At 72.4% G+C, this 19,010-nt stretch carries 17 protein-coding genes; 13 read left to right on the plus strand and 4 right to left on the minus strand.

From position 1 onward, the window contains the following. Positions 1-34 precede the first annotated feature (34 nt). Both ACFU5G_RS21265 and ACFU5G_RS21270 read right to left on the minus strand, forming a co-directional pair. Complete coding sequence (locus tag ACFU5G_RS21265) at positions 35-430, minus strand: type II toxin-antitoxin system death-on-curing family toxin (RefSeq protein WP_377249317.1); 396 nt, start codon at positions 428-430, stop codon at positions 35-37. Further along, a complete protein-coding gene (locus ACFU5G_RS21270; protein WP_377249319.1) occupies positions 427-573 on the minus strand; it encodes a hypothetical protein in 147 nt (48 codons plus the stop codon). Before ACFU5G_RS21270 ends, ACFU5G_RS21265 begins: the two co-directional genes overlap by 4 nt. A 97-nt stretch (positions 574-670) precedes the next feature. On the opposite strand from ACFU5G_RS21270, the gene ACFU5G_RS21275 reads away from it, so the two are divergent. Next, the gene (locus ACFU5G_RS21275; RefSeq protein WP_377249321.1) at positions 671-1,816 is read left to right on the plus strand and encodes a serine hydrolase domain-containing protein; all 1,146 of its coding nucleotides are present in this window, start codon (positions 671-673) and stop codon (positions 1,814-1,816) included. Continuing rightward, positions 1,801-2,307 (plus strand): pyridoxamine 5'-phosphate oxidase family protein, encoded by a 507-nt coding sequence (locus ACFU5G_RS21280; protein WP_377249323.1) that lies wholly within the window; start codon positions 1,801-1,803, stop codon positions 2,305-2,307. Before ACFU5G_RS21275 ends, ACFU5G_RS21280 begins: the two co-directional genes overlap by 16 nt. On the opposite strand, the gene ACFU5G_RS21285 is transcribed toward ACFU5G_RS21280, so the two are convergent. Continuing rightward, the gene (locus ACFU5G_RS21285) at positions 2,301-4,397 is read right to left on the minus strand and encodes an alpha-glucuronidase (protein ID WP_377249325.1); all 2,097 of its coding nucleotides are present in this window, start codon (positions 4,395-4,397) and stop codon (positions 2,301-2,303) included. The two genes, ACFU5G_RS21280 and ACFU5G_RS21285, sit on opposite strands and share 7 nt — an antisense overlap. A 217-nt stretch (positions 4,398-4,614) precedes the next feature. Continuing rightward, positions 4,615-6,051, minus strand: coding sequence for a glucuronate isomerase (gene uxaC, locus ACFU5G_RS21290; protein WP_377249327.1), 1,437 nt, complete (start codon positions 6,049-6,051; stop codon positions 4,615-4,617). 166 nt (positions 6,052-6,217) lie between these two features. Between uxaC and ACFU5G_RS21295 the strand changes: the two genes are divergently transcribed. The 11 genes from ACFU5G_RS21295 to ACFU5G_RS21345 all read left to right on the plus strand — a co-directional run bounded on the left by ACFU5G_RS21295 (position 6,218) and on the right by ACFU5G_RS21345 (position 18,988). Next, on the plus strand, positions 6,218-7,264 hold the full coding sequence (locus ACFU5G_RS21295; protein WP_377249329.1) for a LacI family DNA-binding transcriptional regulator: 1,047 nt from the start codon (positions 6,218-6,220) through the stop codon (positions 7,262-7,264). Positions 7,265-7,320: 56 nt separating this feature from the next. Beyond that, complete coding sequence (locus ACFU5G_RS21300; RefSeq protein ID WP_377249331.1) at positions 7,321-8,553, plus strand: extracellular solute-binding protein; 1,233 nt, start codon at positions 7,321-7,323, stop codon at positions 8,551-8,553. Further along, positions 8,550-9,674: an ABC transporter ATP-binding protein gene (locus ACFU5G_RS21305; protein ID WP_377249333.1), complete on the plus strand. Its 1,125-nt coding sequence runs from the start codon at positions 8,550-8,552 to the stop codon at positions 9,672-9,674. The genes ACFU5G_RS21300 and ACFU5G_RS21305 overlap by 4 nt, the downstream gene beginning before the upstream one ends. Then, positions 9,671-10,585, plus strand: a complete 915-nt coding sequence (locus ACFU5G_RS21310) for an ABC transporter permease (protein WP_377249335.1) — start codon at positions 9,671-9,673, stop codon at positions 10,583-10,585. The genes ACFU5G_RS21305 and ACFU5G_RS21310 overlap by 4 nt, the downstream gene beginning before the upstream one ends. Further along, positions 10,585-11,439: an ABC transporter permease gene (locus ACFU5G_RS21315; RefSeq protein WP_377249337.1), complete on the plus strand. Its 855-nt coding sequence runs from the start codon at positions 10,585-10,587 to the stop codon at positions 11,437-11,439. The genes ACFU5G_RS21310 and ACFU5G_RS21315 overlap by 1 nt, the downstream gene beginning before the upstream one ends. Next, positions 11,432-12,928, plus strand: a complete 1,497-nt coding sequence (locus ACFU5G_RS21320) for a mannitol dehydrogenase family protein (protein ID WP_377249339.1) — start codon at positions 11,432-11,434, stop codon at positions 12,926-12,928. The genes ACFU5G_RS21315 and ACFU5G_RS21320 overlap by 8 nt, the downstream gene beginning before the upstream one ends. Before the next feature lie 397 nt (positions 12,929-13,325). Then, positions 13,326-14,432, plus strand: coding sequence for a Gfo/Idh/MocA family protein (locus tag ACFU5G_RS21325; RefSeq protein ID WP_377249341.1), 1,107 nt, complete (start codon positions 13,326-13,328; stop codon positions 14,430-14,432). A gap of 605 nt (positions 14,433-15,037) precedes the next feature. Further along, positions 15,038-16,366 carry an ABC transporter substrate-binding protein gene (locus ACFU5G_RS21330; protein ID WP_377249343.1) on the plus strand — a complete coding sequence of 443 codons (1,329 nt, stop codon included), beginning with the start codon at positions 15,038-15,040 and terminating at the stop codon, positions 16,364-16,366. Positions 16,367-16,368: 2 nt separating this feature from the next. After that, a complete protein-coding gene (locus ACFU5G_RS21335; RefSeq protein WP_377249345.1) occupies positions 16,369-17,355 on the plus strand; it encodes a carbohydrate ABC transporter permease in 987 nt (328 codons plus the stop codon). Then, positions 17,352-18,287 carry a carbohydrate ABC transporter permease gene (locus ACFU5G_RS21340; RefSeq protein ID WP_377249347.1) on the plus strand — a complete coding sequence of 312 codons (936 nt, stop codon included), beginning with the start codon at positions 17,352-17,354 and terminating at the stop codon, positions 18,285-18,287. The genes ACFU5G_RS21335 and ACFU5G_RS21340 overlap by 4 nt, the downstream gene beginning before the upstream one ends. A gap of 5 nt (positions 18,288-18,292) precedes the next feature. Next, positions 18,293-18,988, plus strand: a complete 696-nt coding sequence (locus tag ACFU5G_RS21345) for a Poxvirus protein I5 (protein WP_377249349.1) — start codon at positions 18,293-18,295, stop codon at positions 18,986-18,988. Positions 18,989-19,010 lie beyond the last annotated feature (22 nt).

Below are 19,010 nucleotides of genomic sequence, written 5' to 3' on the forward strand. Positions count from 1 at the left end.
GGTCGGCCGCTCGAGCTGCCGACCACCTGACCTTCTACCGACCACTTCTGCTCGGCCCGCCGAACATCGACTCCAGCTCGCCCGCGATCAGGTCCAGGTCCGGGTGGCCGGAGGCAACCCTCATCACGAGGGCCTCGTGGTCGTCGACCGTCCCGGCCAGCTCCGGGTGGCCGTTGACCCGGTAGGTCGCCGCGACGACGATCCAGGCGAGCCGCTTGTTGCCGTCGACGAGCGGGTGGTTGCGGTTCACCGAGTCGAGCGTGGCCGCCATCTTGAGGTGGATGCCCGGGTAGAGCTCCTGGCCGTACGAGCTCATGCTCGCCCGGCTCAGGGCCGACTCCAGCAGCCCGCGGTCGCGGACGACCGGCTTGATCCGCTCGGCGACGTCGAACATCCGCAGGGCGACGTGCGCGGGGACGAGGTGCGTCACTGGCCGAGCCGCTTCAGGAGCTCCCGGTCGCGGGTACCGACTAGCTCGGCCGCCGCCAGCCAGTCCTCCTCGGTGGGCCGGTCCGGCGGGCCGGCGACGTCCTCGGTCGGCTGGTTCTCGGGGCGGGGCGTCGGGTTCGTCATGGCGGCCTTCCTGGTGAGAGGTTCCTGCGGCCTGACCATCGCACGTCCGGGTGGCCGGTGCCGATGACTTTTCCTGGGCCGGGCGGTCGGAACTGGCATGGGTGACGAGACCGCGCGCGACCTGCAGGGCCGCGTCCAGGAGGCGGTCGACCGCCTCGTGGCCGACGCCGGGGAGGTCGGCCTCCAGGTGGCGGTCGTCCACCGGGGCGACCTCGTCGTGGACGTCGTGGGCGGCCTCGCCGATGCAGGCCGGGGAGCGGCCGTCACCCCGGACACCCTGTTCTTCGCGGCGTCGACGGCCAAGGGCGTGGCGTCCGCCGTCGCGCACGTGCTGGTGGAGCGTGGCGAGCTCGAATATGACCTCCGGATCGCCGACGTCTGGCCGGAGTTCGCCGCGCACGGCAAGGGCGGCGCGACCCTGCGGCACGTGCTGATGCACTCGGTGGGCGTGCCCGCCCCGCCCTACGACACGACCGTCGGGGACCTGTGCGACTGGGACCGGATGTGCCGGGCGCTCGCGGCCGAGGTGCCCTGGTGGGCGCCGGGCAACGGGTTCGGGTACCACGCGCAGACCTTCGGCTTCCTGCTCGGCGAGACGGTGCGCCGGGCCACTGGGCAGACCCTGACCTGGTGGCTCCACGAGGCCGTCACCGGCCCCCTCGGGGTCGAGAAGGACGTGCACTTCGGCGTGCCGCCGGCGCTCCTGGACCGCGTCGCGCGGCAGGAGCCGGATCCCGGGCCGCCGTCCGCCCCGGATCCCGGCTCGCCCGCCGACCGGGCCGTCCCACCGGGGATCCGCCCGGACGCCGCGTTCGCCAACCGGCGTGACGTGCTGACCAGCGACATCCCGTCCGGGGGCACCATGTCGGCCCGTGGCGCCGCCCGGGTCTTCGCGGGCCTGCTCGGGCCCGGCGACGCCGCCCTGGTGTCGCCGGCCAGGCTGACGAGCATGGCGCGCCCCGTGTTCGAAGGCCGCGACGCCGTGCTGGACGTGCCGTCGACGTGGGCGTTCGGGTTCGCCCCGTCCCGTCCCGGCCCCGTGCCTTCCCGGCCCGGGTCGGCCTTCGGTATGTTCGGCGCGAACGGATCCGGGGTCTGGGCCGACATCGACACCAGCGTCGCGGTCGCCGTGATGCGCAACCGGTTCAGCCCGGGCTGGAGCACCGCCGGCGAGATCGACCGGCTCGTCGCAGAGCACTTTCCGACGTCGTCAGAAGGAGAAGACTCATGGACAACCCAGTGACCGAGCTCGACGCCCGGTTCAGCGACCCGAACGTGCAGCCGACCGCGTGGGACGAGACGCGGGAGGTACTCGAGAACGCCCAGCTCACGTGGCTGACGACGGTGCGCGCCGACGGCCGTCCGCACGTCACGCCGCTCGTCGCCGTCTGGCACGAGGGGGCGCTGCACTTCACCACTGGCCCCGAGGAGCAGAAGGCCGTCAACCTCGCGGCCAACCCGAACGTCGTGCTGACCACGGGCGACAGCACCTGGAACAAGGGCCTGGACGTCATGGTCGAGGGCCCGGCCCGGCGCGTCACCGACCGGCGGACCCTGGAGCTGCTCGCCGAGGCGTGGCGCGCCAAGTGGACCGGGCAGTGGCAGTACGAGGTCGGTGACGGCGCCTTCACCAACGACGTCGGCGGGACCGCCCTCGTGTTCGCGGTCCAGCCGGCCAAGGTGCTGGCCTTCGGCAAGGGCACCTACAGCCAGACCTCGTACGTGCCTCAGTAGATCGTGCGCCCGCGCTCGTCGGCGATCCCGGACTTCCGCAGGAAGTAGGTGTTGACCTGGTCGCGCCACTCGGTGGCGCTGCGGAGCTGCTCGGCCAGCCGCTCGGCGACGCGGGCGGCGACCTGCTGGTCCACGAGCGTGGAGACCTCCGACCAGGCGCCGGCCATCTGCTCCACGCGGTCCACGCCGTCGAAGTGGGTGTCGTAGATGTGCTGCACCACGGTCTTGCCGCTGTGCAGCACGTGCGTGTACGGCACGTGGTGGAAGAACAGCAGCAGCTCGTCGGGGCACGACGACGGCGACTCGTACGTCGCCGACCACGGCGCCGGGTACTGGCCCGCGTAGCCGGTCCCGGTGCCGACCGTGCGGTCCACGCCGATGCCGTCGCGGTCCGCGAAGTGGTAGGTGCCCCACGGCGTGTACTCGTAGCCGTCGACGTCGGGCCCGTAGTGGTGTCCGGGGCGCACCATGAAGCCCACGCCGAGCGGCGCGGTGTACTGCTCGTACGTCTCCCACGACCGGTCCAGCACGGCGTGCAGGGCCTGCCCGACGGCGTCCGGGGCACCCGGGAACGTGAGGCCCACCCACTCGTCGAGCACGGCGCCCGGGTCCAGCGTCGGGTCCCAGCACAGCCGCCCGTAGGCGTAGAGGTTGGCCTGGGCGAACGGGTGGCCGGTCCAGAACTCGTCGTCGCCCACGTTGGAGACCGCGGCGAACCCGCCGGCGGGCTTGCGCCACGCGCCGGTGCCCGGGTCCTCGACCGCCTTGCCGCGGCCGGTGGCGAGGTCGGCCACGCTGGGCGAGCCGTTCGAGCGTCCGGCTGAGTCCCAGAAGCGGAAGCCGAGGATCTGGCTCCACTGCGGCCCGAGGTAGACGGCGTGCCGCTGCTGGCCGGTGTACTCCTGGGTCACCTGCAGCTCCAGGGCCACGCGCGTGTGCGGCATCGCGGCCAGCACCGGGCTGAGCGGCTCGCGCACCTGGAAGTCCATCGGCCCGTACTTGACCTGCAGCACCACGTTGTCCGAGAACGTCCCGTCCAGCGGCCGGAAGTGGTCGTAGGCGGCGCGGGCGCGGTCGGTGGACCGGTCGCGCCAGTCCTGCTTGTGGTCGTACACGAACGCGCGCCAGTGGATCAGCCCGTCGTGCGGCTCGACGGCCGCGGCCAGCATGTTCGCGCCGTCGGCGTGGGTGCGCCCGTAGGCGAACGGCCCGGGCTGGCCCTCGGAGTCCGCCTTGACCACGAAGCCGCCGAAGTCCGGGATCGCGTCCCAGACACGCGCCGCGGCCCGCACCCACCAGTGCGCGACGCCCTGGTCGAGCGGGTCGGACGTGTCCAGGCCGCCCAGCGTCATGGGCGACGCGAACGACACCGACAGGTGCACGCGGATGCCCCAGCGCCGGAACACGGCGGCCACGCGGACGACGTCGCCGAGGTCGTCGGTCAGCAGCCGGGCCTCGCGCGCGTGCACGTTGACGTTGTTGATGGCCACCCGGTTGATCCCGACGGCGGCCAGCAGGCGCGCGTACCGCTCGACGCGGGACAGGTCGGCGTGCACGACGCCGTCGTCGTAGAAGATCGAGCCGCCGGAGTAGCCCCGCTCGACCTGGCCCATCGTGGGGTGCACGTCCACGTTGTCCCAGTGGTCGAGCATCCGCAGGTCGGTCGCGGGGGCGTGGGTCTCGTCGGCGTCCGGCCCGTCGAACGCGGCCTCGCCCAGACGCACCACGTGGAAGAAGCCGTGCAGCAGCCCGGCGTCGCGCGCGGCCTGGACCACGACGGCGCCCGCCTCGCGCGTGAGCCGGAAGCTCTCGTCGCCGGTGGCCCCCGTCGTCGTCCCGTCCTCCGGGCCCGGGGACGACAGGGTCAGCACCAGGTCGGCGTCCGAGACGCCGTCGCCCACCTCGAGGCGGGAGAAGGAACCGCCGAACCGGGCGGTCGCCGCGGCGACCTCCTCGGCCACGGTGCCGGCCAGGGCGCCGTCGCCCGCCACCACCACGCGGCGGCTGCCGATCGCGGCGAACGCGTCGTCGGGCAGCCAGGCCGGATGGGGGGCGTGGGCGGTGGAGGGGCGCGAAGAATCGCCAGTCATGGAACGTCCCATCCGTCTTGCGGTTGATATGCGGATATAGGGGTGTAGGCACTGTGCCTCAGCGGCGGCTCCCGGGTCCACCCAGGGGGCCCGGTCTGTCCGGCCCGCGAAAAAGTCGCGGCCGGCCCTCTCCTTCGAAGCCTAGGTTTCTCCGCTTTGAGCCGCCTCAAAACGGAGAAACCTAGGCTTCGAAGGAGAGTCCTGTGGTGCGCCCGGGTCAGCGCGCCGCGTACGCCGCCTTGGGCAGGTGATAGGCCAGGTCGGCCGCCGTCTCGACGGCCTCGTCCAGGTCGAGCCGGTGCTCAGCCACCAGCCGGGCCAGGTAGCCGGCGTCGACGCGGCGCGCCAGGTCGTGCCGCGCGGGGATCGAGCAGAACGCGCGGGTGTCGTCCACGAAGCCCGACATGTTCGAGAACCCGGCGGTCTCCGTGGCGGCCTCGCGGAACCGGCGCATCGCGTCGGGCGCGTCCAGGAACCACCAGGGCGCGCCCAGGCGCAGGGCCGGGTAGACGCCGGCCAGCGGGGCGAGCTCGCGCGAGTACACGTCCTCGTCGATGGTGAACGCGATCATCCGGAAGGTCTCCGAGTTGCCGAACGCCTCCAGCACCGGCCGCAGACCCTGCGTGAACTCGGCGGTCACGGGGATGTCGTACCCCTTGTCGGGGCCGAACGCCGCCGCGACGGCGGGGTCGTGGTCACGCAGCACGCCCGGGTGGAACTGCATGACCAGGCCGTCCTCGGTGGCCATCCCCGCCATCTGGAACAGCATGTGGGCGGAGAACGCCGCCTCCTCGGCCGCGGAGAGCGTCGCGCCGTCCCCGGCCGGACCTGCCGCGAGGGCCTTGTCGAACAGGGCGCGCGCCACCTCGTCGGGCAGCGGGGTGGTGTCGGCGCTGAAGTGCCCGTGGTCGGTGGCCAGCCCGCCCGCGGCGACGAACGCGGCGCGGCGCTCGCGGAGCGCGGCCAGGTACCCGGCGTACGAGTCGGTGGCGATGCCCGACGCCTTGGCCAGCTTCTCCAGGTCGTCCCGCCAGGTGGCGCGGGCGGGGTGCAGCAGCGGGTCGGGCCGGAAGGTCGGCAGCACCCGGCCGGGCAGCTCGGCGGCGAGCCGGGCGTGCTCGTCGAGCGTGCTCCAGGCCGGGTCGGTCGTGGCGATGGCCTCGATGCCGAACCGGTCCAGGAGCGCGCGCGGCCGGAAGCCCGGGTCGGCGAGCCGCTCGGCGATCTGGTCGTAGACCTGGTCGGCCGTCTCCGCGGACGGCCGCACCGTCACGCCGAAGATCTCGACCAGCTCGTGCTCCATCCAGTACCGCGTGGGCGTGCCGCGGAAGTGCTTCCAGCCCGCGCAGAACCGGCGGAAGATCTCGCGCGGGTCCGACTCGAACCCGGGCGCGACCGCGGGGCCGACGCCCAGCTCGGGGAGCTTGGCGCCCTGCGACACGAGCATCCGCGTCAGGTAGTGGTCGGGGACCACGAGGAGCTGGGCGGGGTCGGGGAAGGGCTCGTCGTCCGCGAAGGCGGTGACGTCCACGTGGCCGTGCATCGAGACGATCGGGAGGTCCTGGACCGCCGCGTAGATCTCGCGCGCGATCGGCCGGGTCACGGGGTCGGCGGGCAGGGCGCGGTCGGGGTGCAGCGTCCAGGTGTCGGTCACAGAGTCCTCCTGCGGGCATCGTTGCCGGTTCGGGTAAGCGCTTCCACATCGTAGGCATTGCCAAGCCTCGATACGAACGTGAGAAGCAGAGCATTGCGAACGTTTGCAGCCAAACCCTACGATAGTGTGCAAACGTTCGCAGTGTCGCGAATCGCCAGGAGGTGGCATGGTCACGGTGCACGACGTCGCGCGCGCCGCCGGGGTCTCGATCTCCACCGTCTCGCGCGCGCTGACCGCCCCCGAACGGGTGGCGGCCACGACCCGCGACCGGGTCACCCGGGTCGCCGCCGAGCTCGGCTACCGCCCCAACCTCGCGGCCAGCGGCCTGCGGATGGGCCGCACGCACGCCGTCGGGCTGCTGGTCCCCGACCTGGAGAACCCGTACTTCGCGTCCGTGACCAAGAGCGTCCAGGCGCGGGCCCGCGCCGAGGGCTACGAGGTCTTCGTCGCCGACACCGACGAGGACGCCGACGTCGAGCCCGAGCTGATCGGCGCGCTCGCCGCCCGGACCGACGGCCTGCTGCTGGCCTCGCCCCGCTCGGGCGAGGCCGAGCTGCGGGCGGCCCTCGACGGGCTGACGGCGGTGCTCGCCAGCCGCGAGCTGCCGGCGGCCGCGTCCGGTCCCGGGACCGACTCCGGGCCCGACGGCGACGCACCCGCCCCCGACACCGTCCCGTTCGTCGCCGTGGACGACGCCGACGGCGTCGCGCAGATCCTCGGGCACCTGCACGCCCTGGGCCACCGCAGGGTCGGCGTCGCGGCCGGCCCGCCGTCGTCCTGGTCCGGGCGCCGCCGCGTCGCCGGGCTGGTCGACGCCGCCGCGCGCTGGGACCTCGAGCTCGTGCGGCTCGGCACCTTCCAGCCGTACTTCGCGGGCGGCACCCAGGCCGCCGACCACGCCGTGGCTAGCGGCGTCACCGCCGTCGTCGCGTTCAACGACCTCATGGCCCTCGGCATCCTGGACCGCCTGCGCCAGCGCGGGATCGACGTGCCGGGCCGGATGTCGGTGGTGGGCTTCGACGACGTGCAGCTCGCCACCCTGGTCTCGCCCGCGCTGACCACCGTGCACGCCCCGCTGGCCCGCCTGGGCCGGCGCGCCGTCGACCTGCTGCTCGCGCGCCTGCGCGGCGGCACGCCGGCGAGCGTCCAGCTCCCCGTGGAGCTCACGATCCGCGGGTCCTCAGGACCCGCACCGGCCGGGACGGCCGACTGACGCCCGACCCGACCACAGACGCCCGGGCGACGGAGCCCGGGAGAGAGGAAGACACCATGCGTACCTCGAAGAAGGCGGTGGCGCTCGCAGGCGTCGCCGCGCTGGCCCTGCTCACCGCGTGTGCCCCGCCCGCGCCTCCCGGCGGGGAGAGCGGCGGCGCCGTGACCGACGCGTCGGAGGTCCCCGACACGCCGTCGGAGCCGGTCACCCTGAACATCCTCGACGTCGCGGGCAACCAGCGGCTCACCGAGGGCATGGTCGACGAGTTCGTCGAGAACAACCCGGACGTCATCGAGTCGGTGACGTGGGAGACGGGCGGCGCGCCCGACGTCACGGGCATCGTCAAGCCGCAGGTGGACAGCGGCAACCTGTCCATCGACGTCGTGTTCACCGGCAACGACGGGCTCGCGGCCGGCATCGGCCAGGACCTGTGGATCCCGGTCGTGGACGACTACGGCGACCGGCTGACGAACCAGGAGAACTACCTGGAGCCGGCCGCGAACATGCAGGAGCTCGCCGAGGGCTACGGCGTGGTGACCACGTACTACCCGTCCGGTCCGCTGCTCCAGTACGACCCCGAGGTGGTCGGCACGGCGCCGGCCACGCCCGAGGAGCTGCTGGAGTGGGCGAAGGCCAACCCCGGCAAGTTCGGGTACGCGCGCCCCGCGAACTCGGGCCCCGGCCGCACGTTCCTGATGGGCCTGCCCTACATCCTGGGCGACGAGGACCCGACCGACCCCGAGAACGGCTGGGACAAGACCTGGGCCTACCTCAAGGACCTCGGCCAGTACGTCGACACCTACCCGACGGGCACCGGCCAGGTCGTGACCAACATGGCCGACGGCACCTGGTCGATGATCCCGACCACCACCGGCTGGGACATCGCCCCGCGCGCCGAGGGCCAGCTCCCGGACACGCTGGAGGCTGCCGCGTTCGACGACTTCACGTGGGTCACCGACGCGCACTACGCCGCGATCCCGAAGGGGCAGAGCGCCGACAAGATCAGCGCGATCCTGCTCCTGCTGCAGGACATGCTCACCCCCGAGCAGAACGCCAAGGCGTACGACGCCGGCTACTTCTACCCCGGCCCGGCCGTCGAGGGCGCGACGCTCGACCTCGCGCCGCAGGAGTCGCAGGACGTGATCGAGGAGTTCGGCCGCCCACTGTTCGACGAGCTCATCGAGTCGCAGGACGCCGTGACGCCGCTCGACGCCGACTCCATGGTGACGGCGTTCGACATCTGGGACCGCGAGGTCGGCGGCGGCAAGGTGGAGGAAGAGGCCGAATGAGCGACTTCGAGTCCCTGGAGCTGCGGGGCGTCGGCCGCCGCTTCGGCGGGGTGGACGCCCTCGCCGGTCTGGACCTGACGATCAAGGCCGGCGAGTTTGTCGCCCTGCTGGGGCCGTCCGGCTGCGGCAAGTCGACGGCGCTCAACTGCCTGGCTGGCCTGCTGCCGCTGACGCACGGCGAGATCCGGCTCGACGGGCGGCGGATCGACACGCTGCCGCCGGAACGGCGCGGGTTCGGCATGGTCTTCCAGTCGTACGCGCTGTTCCCGCACCTCAGCGTGGCCAAGAACGTCGCGTTCGGGCTGCAGATGCGGGGCGTGCCGCGGGCCGAGGTCGACGCGCGGGTGCGCGCGGCGATCGACCTGGTCAAGCTCGGGGAGCACGCGAAGAAGCTGCCGGGCCAGCTTTCGGGCGGGCAGCAGCAGCGCGTCGCCATCGCGCGTGCCGTGGTGCTGGAACCGTCGCTGGTGCTCATGGACGAGCCGCTGTCGAACCTCGACGCCAAGCTGCGGCTCGACATGCGCACCGAGATCCGGCGCCTGCACCAGTCCCTGGGGCTCACCACGATCTACGTGACGCACGACCAGGAGGAGGCGCTGTCCCTGGCCGACCGCCTGGTGGTCATGCGCGAGGGCCGCGTGCAGCAGGTCGGCACGCCCGACGAGCTCTACGAGAGCCCGGCGAGCTGGTACGTCGCCGACTTCATGGGGTACCGCAACATCCTGCCCGCGACCGTCGCCTCGGTGTCCGGGGGCGAGGCGGTCGTCGACCTCCCGGGTGCGGCGGGCGCCGGCGTCCGGCTCACCGGGCGCGCCGTCGGCGCCCTGGGCGCGGGGGACCGGGTGCGGGTCGCGGTGCGGCCGGAGGACCTGCACGTGGGCCCGTCGGTCGAGCCTGGCTCGACCAGCGGCGGCGTGATTCCCGGGTCCGTCTCCGTGGTCGAGTACCACGGGCGCGAGTTCGCCGTCGGCGTCCAGGCCGGAGACACCATGCTCCACGCCCGTTCGACGACGGCGCCCGACGTCGGCGGCGCGGTCACCCTGACCGCGCCCGTCGAGCGGGTGCTCGTGTTCCCGGAGGCGCTGGACGCCGCCGTCGTGCCGCAGGCGGTGGCGGCGTGACCACCTCCTCGCGGGCCACCGCGAGCCTGCGGCACCGCCTGGCCGAGCGGGGCATCGACCCGACGCTGCTGCTGCTCGTGCCCGGGCTCGTGGTCGCCGTGGCCCTGTTCGTGTACCCGTTCTCGTACGGGATCGGGCTCACGATCCAGCCCACCGTGGCGATGCAGGAGCAGTGGGGCGGCGGCGCGCTCGCGAACTACGTCGCGTTCTTCCGGGACCCGTTCGTGTTCGACTCCGTGTGGCTCACGATGCGCCTCGCGCTGCCGGCCGCCCTGTTCAACGTGCTGGCGTCGGTGCCGGTGGCGATGGTGCTGCGGCACCGGTTCCGCGGCAAGCGGCTGCTGACGTCGCTGCTCGTGCTGCCGATCACCCTGGGCACCGTGCTCACCGCCCAGGGGCTGCTGATCTTCGCGGGGCGGCAGGGCTGGATCAACCGGGCGCTGCTCGAGTTCGGCCTGATCGACGAGCCGCTCAAGCTGGTGAACAACTACCTGGGCGTCATGCTCTCGCTGGTCATCACCGGCTTCCCGTTCGCGTTCCTGCTCATCTCGTCCTACCTGTCGGGCATCGACCCGTCGCTGGAGCAGGCCGCCAAGACCCTGGGCGCGGGCTGGTGGCAGCGGTTCCGGCGCATCGTCCTGCCGCTGCTGGCGCCGGGGCTGGCCACGACGTTCATCCTGACGTTCGTGCTCGCGTTCTCGGTGTTCCCGTCGGCGCGGCTGGTCGGTGACGCCATGGGCGAGACCCGGGTCATGTCGCTCATGGCGTTCCGGGCGTTCGGCGAGCAGAACGACTACGCCATGGCGTCCACCATCGCGCTGATGATGGGCGCCGTGGAGCTGGTCGTCGTCGTCGCCGTGCTGGGCCTGCGCTCGCTGCTGTACCGCGGCACCACGGGAGGGAAGGGCTGATGGCCACGTCAACGCTGGAACGGCCGCTCGCCGCGCGCCCGTCCACCTGGTTCGTGTGGGCGGGCATGACCGCGTTCGGGGTGCTCCTGCTCGGGATCCTCGTCGCCGTCGTGGTCGACTCGTTCGGCCGGCAGTGGTTCGACACCTGGCTCCCCGACGGGCTGACCACCGAGCGCTACGTCGAGGCCTGGGACCGGTTCGACCTGGGCGAGGTGGTCGGCGTCACCGTCGGTGTCGCCGTGCTCGTCGTGGTGATCTCGGTGCTGGTGGGCGTACCCGCCGCGTACGCGCTGGCCCGCCGGGACTTCCCGGGCAAGCGCGCCGCCATGCTGCTGTTCCTGCTGCCGGTGCTCATGCCGCCCATCACCTACGGCATCCCGCTCGCCACCGTCATGTACTCGTTCGGGCTCGGCCGCACGCTGACCGCCGTCGTGCTGGTCAACCTCGTGCCGTCCGTCCCGTTCGTGATCCTGACGATGACGCCCTTCATCGAACAGATCAATCCCGCCATCGAGTCGGCCGCCCGGATGTGCGGGGCCCGCACCTGGCAGGTGTTCACCCGGATCCTGGCCCCGCTGCTGGTGCCGGGTATCCTCGCGGCGGCCATCCTGGTGCTCGTGCGGACCGTCGGGCTCTTCGAGCTGACGTTCCTCGTCTCGGGCCCAGGTTCGGACACACTCGTCGTAGCCATCTACCGTGGCATGACGGCCGCCGGCGGTGGCGAGGCGAGGCAGCTCATCTCGGCCATGTCGGTGATCTACACCGCGACGATGCTCGCCATGCTCGTGGTGGCGCTGCGGTTCGTGAACCCGACGCAGCTCGTGGCACAGGTTAAGGAGACACGTGATGACTGAGGACCGCCTGCACCGGGACCGTATCCCGGTGGGCATCGACGCACCCGTGATGCCGACGGCGGTGGGGATAGTCCACCTCGGCATCGGGGCGTTCCACCGGGCGCACCAGGCCGTGTACACGGAGCGCGCCGCGATCGCGACGGGCGACAGCAGCTGGGGCATCCTCGGCGTCACCCAGCGCTCCGCGACCGTGCGCGACCAGCTCCGGCCGCAGGGCGGGGTGTACGCCGTGCTCACCGCGGGGGAGCAGGAGTCGTCGGTCGAGCTGATCGGCTCCGTCGTCGACGTCGCGTACCCCGCCGAGGAGACCGAGCGCGTGCTCACCACGATCGCGGCGCCGTCGACCCACGTGGTCACGCTGACGATCACCGAGAAGGGCTACGCCCGGCGGCCCGACGGCTCGCTCGACACCGAGGCGGTGGCCGCCGACCTCGCGGCGCTCGCCGCGGTGACGGAGGCCGGCGAGGTCGCCGTCCGTCCGGCGGCGTCCGCCATCGGGCTGCTGGTGCGCGGGCTGGCCCAGCGCGCCGTATCCGGGGCGCCCATCACCGTGCTGACCTGCGACAACATGGTCGACAACGGACGGGTGCTCGAACGCCTCGTGCGGGAGGCCGTGGACGCGGCCCTGCCCGGGATCGAGGGCGACGCGCTGCGCGCGTTCCTCGACGCGAACGTCACGTTCCCGTGCTCCATGGTCGACCGGATCGTGCCGGCCACCACGCCGGAGCAGCGTGACCAGGTGGAGCAGGCGCTCGGCGTGCGGGACGAGGGCCTCGTGGTGGGCGAGCCGTTCGCGCAGTGGGTGATCGAGGACCGGTTCGCCGGGCCGCGCCCCGCGTGGGAGGCCGCCGGCGCGACGCTCACCAAGGACGTCGCGCCGTTCGAGCAGGCCAAGCTGCGGCTGCTCAACGGCACGCACTCGCTGGTCGCGTACTCGGGCTGGCTCGCCGGGCACTCGACGATCGCGGGCGGCGTGACCGACCCGGTGATCGCGCAGCGCGCGCGGCAGTACCTCTTCGAGGACGCGCTGCCGACGCTCACCCCGCCCGACGGCCTGGACCTGCAGCAGTACGGCGAGCAGATCCTGGCGCGGTTCGCCAACCCGCACACGGGGCACACCACGGCGCAGGTGGCGATGGACGGCACCCAGAAGATCCCGTTCCGCTGGGGCGGCGTGCTCGCGGACTCGCTCGCCGCTGGCCGGGAGCCGCACGGGGTGGCGTTCGGCCTGGCCGCGTGGGCCGAGTTCGTCCGACGCCGGACGCACTCCGGCGAGGGCGTCGACGACCCGCGCGCGGCGGAGCTCGAGGCCCTGGTCGAGGCCGCCGAGATGCCCGGCGGTATGGACGGGCTGGGCGACGTCGCCGGGCTGGCCGGGACCGAGGAGGACGTCCGGGCCCTGCTCGCGCTCCCGGGACTGCTGCCCGAGAACACGCCGGACAGCTTCGTCGACGCGGTGGCGGCAGAGATCGGCGCGGTAGAGCGCTGACCTTGGTGGTGGGTCGGTCGGGCTGGTTGGTCGGTCGGGCCGGTTGGTCGGGCTGACCGGTCGGCTGGGCTGGTCGAACTGGTCCGGCTGGTCGGCTGGTCCGGCTGGTCGATCGGCCTGGCCGGTTGATCCGGCTGGTCGATCGGCTGGGCCCCATCCCCTTTGAGGCCTAAGTTTCTCCGCTTTGGCGCTGGCCAGAGCGGAGAAACTTAGGCCTCAAAAGGGATCGGCACAGACCCGTCGACGCCGCCCCGGCACTTGGCGCGCGGGCCGGCGAGTGCTGGAAAGCCCTTTCCAACGATGGGGGTCGCGGGTAGGGTGCCTGCCGACGGGTGCGACGAGGTCGTGCCTGTACGGTCGGGTGATCGATCACACGCGTCGACGAGGACGGAGCAAGATGAGAGTCACGATCCTGGGCACAGGTGCCATCGCCGGAGCCCACGCACGAGCGATCGCGGACCTGCCGGCGCACGGTGTGGACGCGACCCTGGTGCACGCCGTCGACATCGACGCGGCGCGCGCCGAGGCCTTCGCGACCGAGCACGGCGTGCCCGGGCACGGCACCTCCCTGGAGGACGTGCTCGGCGAGACCGACGTGCTGCACGTGTGCACGCCGCCGGGTGTGCACGCGGACGTCGCCGTCGCCGCGCTGAACGCGGGCGTGCACGTGGTGGTCGAGAAGCCCGCCACGCTGTCGCTGGCGGAGCTCGACCGGATCGCGGCGGCCGAGGCCGCCTCCACGGCGTCGTTCACGCAGGTGGTGCAGCACCGGTTCGGGCACGGCGCGCGGCAGCTGCGCCGCCTGCTCGACGACGGTGCGCTCGGCCGCCCCCTCGTCGCGACGTGCGACACGATGTGGTTCCGCGGGCCGGCGTACTTCGAGGTGCCGTGGCGCGGCCGCTGGGACACCGAGGGCGGCGGGCCGACGATGGGCCACGGCATCCACCAGTTCGACCTGCTGCTGGCGACGCTCGGGCCGTGGTCCGAGGTGACGGCGATGGCCGGCCGCCTGGCGCGGCACGTGGACACGGAGGACGTCTCGATGGCGATCGTCCGGTTCGCCAACGGCGCCATGGCGACGATCGCCAACTCGCTGCTGTCCCCGCGGGAGACCTCTGACCTGCGGTTCGACACCGAGGCCGCGACGATCGAGCTGTCGCACCTCTACGGCTACACCGACGCCGACTGGACGTTCACGCCCGCGGCGGGGCGGGACGACGTCGGGCAGCTCTGGCAGCCGGACCCCGAGGCGCTGCCGTCGGGGCACCTGGCGCAGTTCGTGCCGACGTACCGGGCGTTCGCCGCGGGCGAGGCGCCGCCGGTCACGGTGGCCGACACGCGCGGCACGCTGGAGCTGGTCGCGGCGATCTACCGCTCGTCGTTCACGGGCGCCGTGGTCCGCGCCGGCGAGATCGGCCCGGGCGACCCGTTCCACGACTCCATGCGCGGCACGGGCCCGGCCTGGCCCCCGCTCAAGGCCACGCCGACCCCCACTGCGAGCTGACGCCGCCGCCTGGCTGGCCGCGGTCGCCCGGCTGGCCGCGGTCGCCCGGCTGGCCGCCGTCGCCCGGCTGGCCGCCGTCGAACGTAGGCATGCTCGGCTAATGAGTCCTCATGCGCCGACGGCTCCTACGTTCGGCGGCCCGGGTCGAGCGGGCTGCGGCCGCGGCTGCCGGTGAGCCGTGAGCGTGTTCTGCTGGCCGACACCGTCCCGCCGCCTGGGTGCCCCGGTGTCGAACGTAGGCATGCTCGGTTGAAGAGCCCTCATGCGCCGACGACCCCTACGTCCGGCTGCTCCGGCTGCTCCGGCTGGCCCGGCTGGCCCGGCTGGCCCGGCTGCCCGGCTGCCCGGCTGCCCGGCTGCCCGGCTGCGCCGGCAGCGGCGTGGCAGCAGCCGTGGAAGCGGCGTCATCAGCGCCGATGGCGCCACTGGCCCCACGCTCGCCGTCGTCCACGGCCCCGCGGTGGCCCGGCCTCCAACGGTGCGGTTCGTTACGAATTCCTGACCTGAGGCTCTGGACAACGCTTCCCGTAGCGGTATTGTATCGATTCAGTCGGCCGTCGAGGATGCAGCCGGCCACCAGAAGCAGAATGAGCAAGGAGGCTCACGTGGTCCGCAGAAGCACCACCACACGGACGGCCGTCGTCCAGGTCACGGCACTCGCGGCGGCTTCGGCCCTCGCCCTCTCGGCGTGCGGGGGCGGCCAGGTCGCCTCGGCCGACGCCGCGCCCGTCGCCACCGACCGGGACATCGAGCTGTCCCTGGTCTGGTGGGGGGACGACGACCGCGCGGCCAGGTACGAGCAGGCCGTGGCGCTCTTCGAGGAGCAGCACCCGAACATCGACGTCCAGACGCAGTTCCAGGCGTGGGACGACTACTGGACGGCGCGCAGCACCGAGGCCGCGGGCCAGACCCTGCCGGACGTGTTCCAGATGGACCTCGCCTACATCCATCAGTACGCGTCGAACAACCAGCTCTTCGACCTGTCGAACCAGCTGGGCGTGAACCTGAACACCGACGACTTCGACCAGACGGTGCTCGCCTCCGGCTCGGTCAACGACGGCCAGTACGGCATCCCGACCAGCACGAACACCCTCGGCATGATGCACCACGACGACCTGCTCGACGAGCTCGGCATCGAGCCGCCGCAGGAGGGCCTGACCTGGGACGAGTACGACGCCTGGCTGCGCGAGGTCAGCGCCGCGGGCGCCGACCACGACCCTCAGATCTACGGCGGCACCGACTACACCGGCACGCTGTGGCTGTTCATCCAGTGGCTGGTGCAGCAGGGCAAGACGGCGTTCGCGGACGACGGCTCGCCGGCCTTCGAGAAGGCCGACCTGGTCGCGTGGGCCGAGCGCACCCAGCCCTTGCGCGACGACGGCGTCTTCTTCCCCGTTGAGCGGGCCAAGCAGGTCGAGCCGCTCACCGGCATGCAGGTGGGCCAGGCCGCGACCGAGATGACCTGGGACAACATGATGGCCGGCTACTCGGCCGGCGCGGGCTCCGAGAACCTCGACCTGCTGCCGGTGCCCACGGGCCCCGACGGCTCCGCGCAGTTCTGGAAGCCGTCGATGCTGCTCTCGTCGTCCGCCACGACGAAGGAGCCGGACGCCGCCGCGGCGCTCATCGACTTCCTCGTGAACGACCCCGAGGTCGGCAAGATCTTCGGCACCTCGAAGGGTGTCCCGGCGGTCGCCGCCCAGCGCGACGCGATGGACGTCGACGAGGGCTCGATCGACGACAAGATCGTCGGCTACGAGGAGCACGTCGCCGAGCTCGTCACCGAGGACACCCCGCTGCCCGTCGAGGGCTACGGCGTCGTCGAGGCCGAGTTCAAGCGTCTGGGCGAGGAGCTGTCCTACGGCAACATCACGCCGGAGGAGTTCGCCGACCAGTGGTTCCAGAGCGCCGAATCGAACCTCGGCGGGGCGTGACCATGTCCGCGACCACTACCGAGCGCGGCCGGGCGGCCGGGCACGGCGGCGTGCGGGGGACGGCGACGACGTCGTCCCCCGCACGGGGCGGCGGCAAGCCGCAGCGCAACCGCGCCGACGTCAAGGCCGGGTACGCGTTCCTCTCGCCGTGGCTCCTGGGGTTCGTGCTGCTGACAGCCGGCCCCATGCTGATGTCGCTGTACCTCGCGTTCACCGACTACAACCTGTTCCGGGCCCCGGAGTTCGTCGGCATCGACAACTTCACGGCCCTCTTCGCCGACCCGCGGTTCCTCAAGTCCGCCCAGGTGACGGCGGTCTACGTGCTGGTCGGCGTGCCGGTCAAGCTCGCCGCCGCCCTCGCGGTGGCGCTGCTCCTGAACGCCAAGCACCGGGGCCAGGGCGCCTACCGCTCGATGTTCTACGCGCCGTCGCTCATCGGGGCCAGCGTCTCCGTCGCGATCGTGTGGCGCGCCATGTTCATCGACGACGGCATCGCCGACCAGGTCCAGCAGTTCTTCGGCCTCCCGGCCGGCGGCTGGGTGGGCGACCCGAGCATGACCATGCCGATGATGATCCTGCTGGCCGTCTGGCAGTTCGGCGCCCCCATGGTGATCTTCCTGGCCGGCCTCAAGCAGATCCCGGCCGAGCTGCACGAGGCGGCCGCGGTCGACGGCGCCGGGCCGATCCGCCGGTTCGTCTCCGTGACGCTGCCGATGCTGTCGCCCGTGCTGTTCTTCAACCTGCTGCTCGAGACGATCGGCGCGTTCCAGGTGTTCAGCTCCGCGTTCATCATCTCGGGCGGTACGGGCGGCCCTGCCGACTCGACGCTGTTCTACACGTTCTACCTCTACCTCAAGGGCTTCACGGAGTTCCGCATGGGGTACGCCTCGGCCATGGCGTGGGTGCTCGTGCTCGTGGTCGGCATCATCACGGCCGTCCTGTTCCGCACCTCGCGTGCCTGGGTCCACTACACGGGAGACGTGCGATGAGCGAGACCAGCTACCCGAACCACACCGGCCTGGAAGCCGGTGCGACCCTGCTCCGCGAGCGTGACCACGACCCGGCGCCTGCCTCCCAGGCGGCCCGGCGCCGGCTCACCAGGTCCGTCGTCTTCCACGTGCTCGTTATCGCCGTCGCCGTGGTGATCCTGTACCCCGGCGTGTGGATGGTGATGAGCTCGTTCAAGCCGAGCGGCGACATCGTCGGCAACGTGAACCTGTGGCCCGAGACCTGGACGCTGGACAACTACGCGTCCGCGTTCGCCGGCATCGGCGGCGTCTCGTTCTGGACGTTCGTGCTCAACTCGCTGATCCTCGCGGTCGGCTCGGTGGTGGGCATCGTGCTGTCGGCCACCGTCTCGGCCTACGCGTTCGCGCGGATCAACTTCCCCGGCCGGGGCGTGTACTTCGCGGTGATGATCGGCACGATGCTGCTGCCGTTCCACGTGGTGATCATCCCGCAGTACATCCTGTTCAACTCCATGGGCCTGGTGAACACGTTCCTGCCGCTGCTGGCGCCCAAGTTCCTGGCCACCGAGGCGTTCTTCGTCTTCCTCATGGTGCAGTTCCTCCGCGGGCTGCCCCGTGAGCTCGACGAGGCCGCGCGGATCGACGGCTGCGGGCACTGGGGCATCTTCCGCCTCGTGCTGCTGCCGCTGATGCGACCTGCGGTGATCACGAGCTCGATCTTCGCCTTCATCTGGTCGTGGAACGACTTCCTCGGGCCGCTGCTCTACCTCAAGCGACCCGACACGTACCCGCTGCCCATCGCGCTGCGGCTCTACGTGGACCAGACGTCCGTTTCCGACTACGGCGCGCAGATGGCCATGGCCGTGCTCGCCCTCGTGCCCGTGCTGCTGTTCTTCGTGGTCTTCCAGCGGTACCTGGTCGACGGCGTCGCCACGCAGGGCCTGAAGGGCTGATCACCGTGGACGCTCAGGAGCAGACCGAGGAGACCACGGCGCCGTCGGGCCGCGGACGGCGTGCGGCCGGGGAGGGCTGGTTCCCCCTGCTGGGGGAGACCCTGCTGACCGGGCTGCTCGTGCTCGCCGGCAGCCTGCCCGTCGTGACCGCCCCGGCGGCGCTCGCCGCCGGGGCCGCGCACCTGCGCCGGCACCTCGGCGGGTACGACACCTCGGTCCGCTCGTTCTGGCGGGACTGGGTCGCGGCCGTGCGCGGCCTCTGGCTGCTCGGCGTGCTGCTCCTGGGGGTGGCGGTCGTGGTGGTCGTCAACTCCGGGCTGACGGCGTCGGGCGCGCTGCCCGGCTCCTCGGCCGTCCGGTGGGTCACGTGGGCGGCCGCGGCGTGCGCCGCGGTGGTGCTCGTGCGGACGACGACGGCGTGGTCGGACGACGACGTCGCGGGCAGGACCGGTGCGGGTGCGGCCTCTGCGAACGGCGGGGCTGGCGCCACCGCCCCGGCGGCCGGTCCTCGGGAGCTGCTGTCCCGCGGGGCCGCCCGCTCCCGCGACGACCTCACCGGGTCGGCGCTGCTGCTCGCCGCCCTCGTGATGTGCGTCGTGCTCGTCTGGATGTTGACGCCGCTCGTCGTGGTGACGGGTGGCCTGCTCGGCCTGGCGGCGGTCGCCGTCGAGACCCGGCGCGTGCGGCGCCCGGTCGACTGAAAGTGCGCTTCTACCCAGCCAC

Source organism: Promicromonospora sp. NPDC057488 (genome assembly GCF_042802395.1).
Classification (GTDB): domain Bacteria; phylum Actinomycetota; class Actinomycetes; order Actinomycetales; family Cellulomonadaceae; genus Promicromonospora.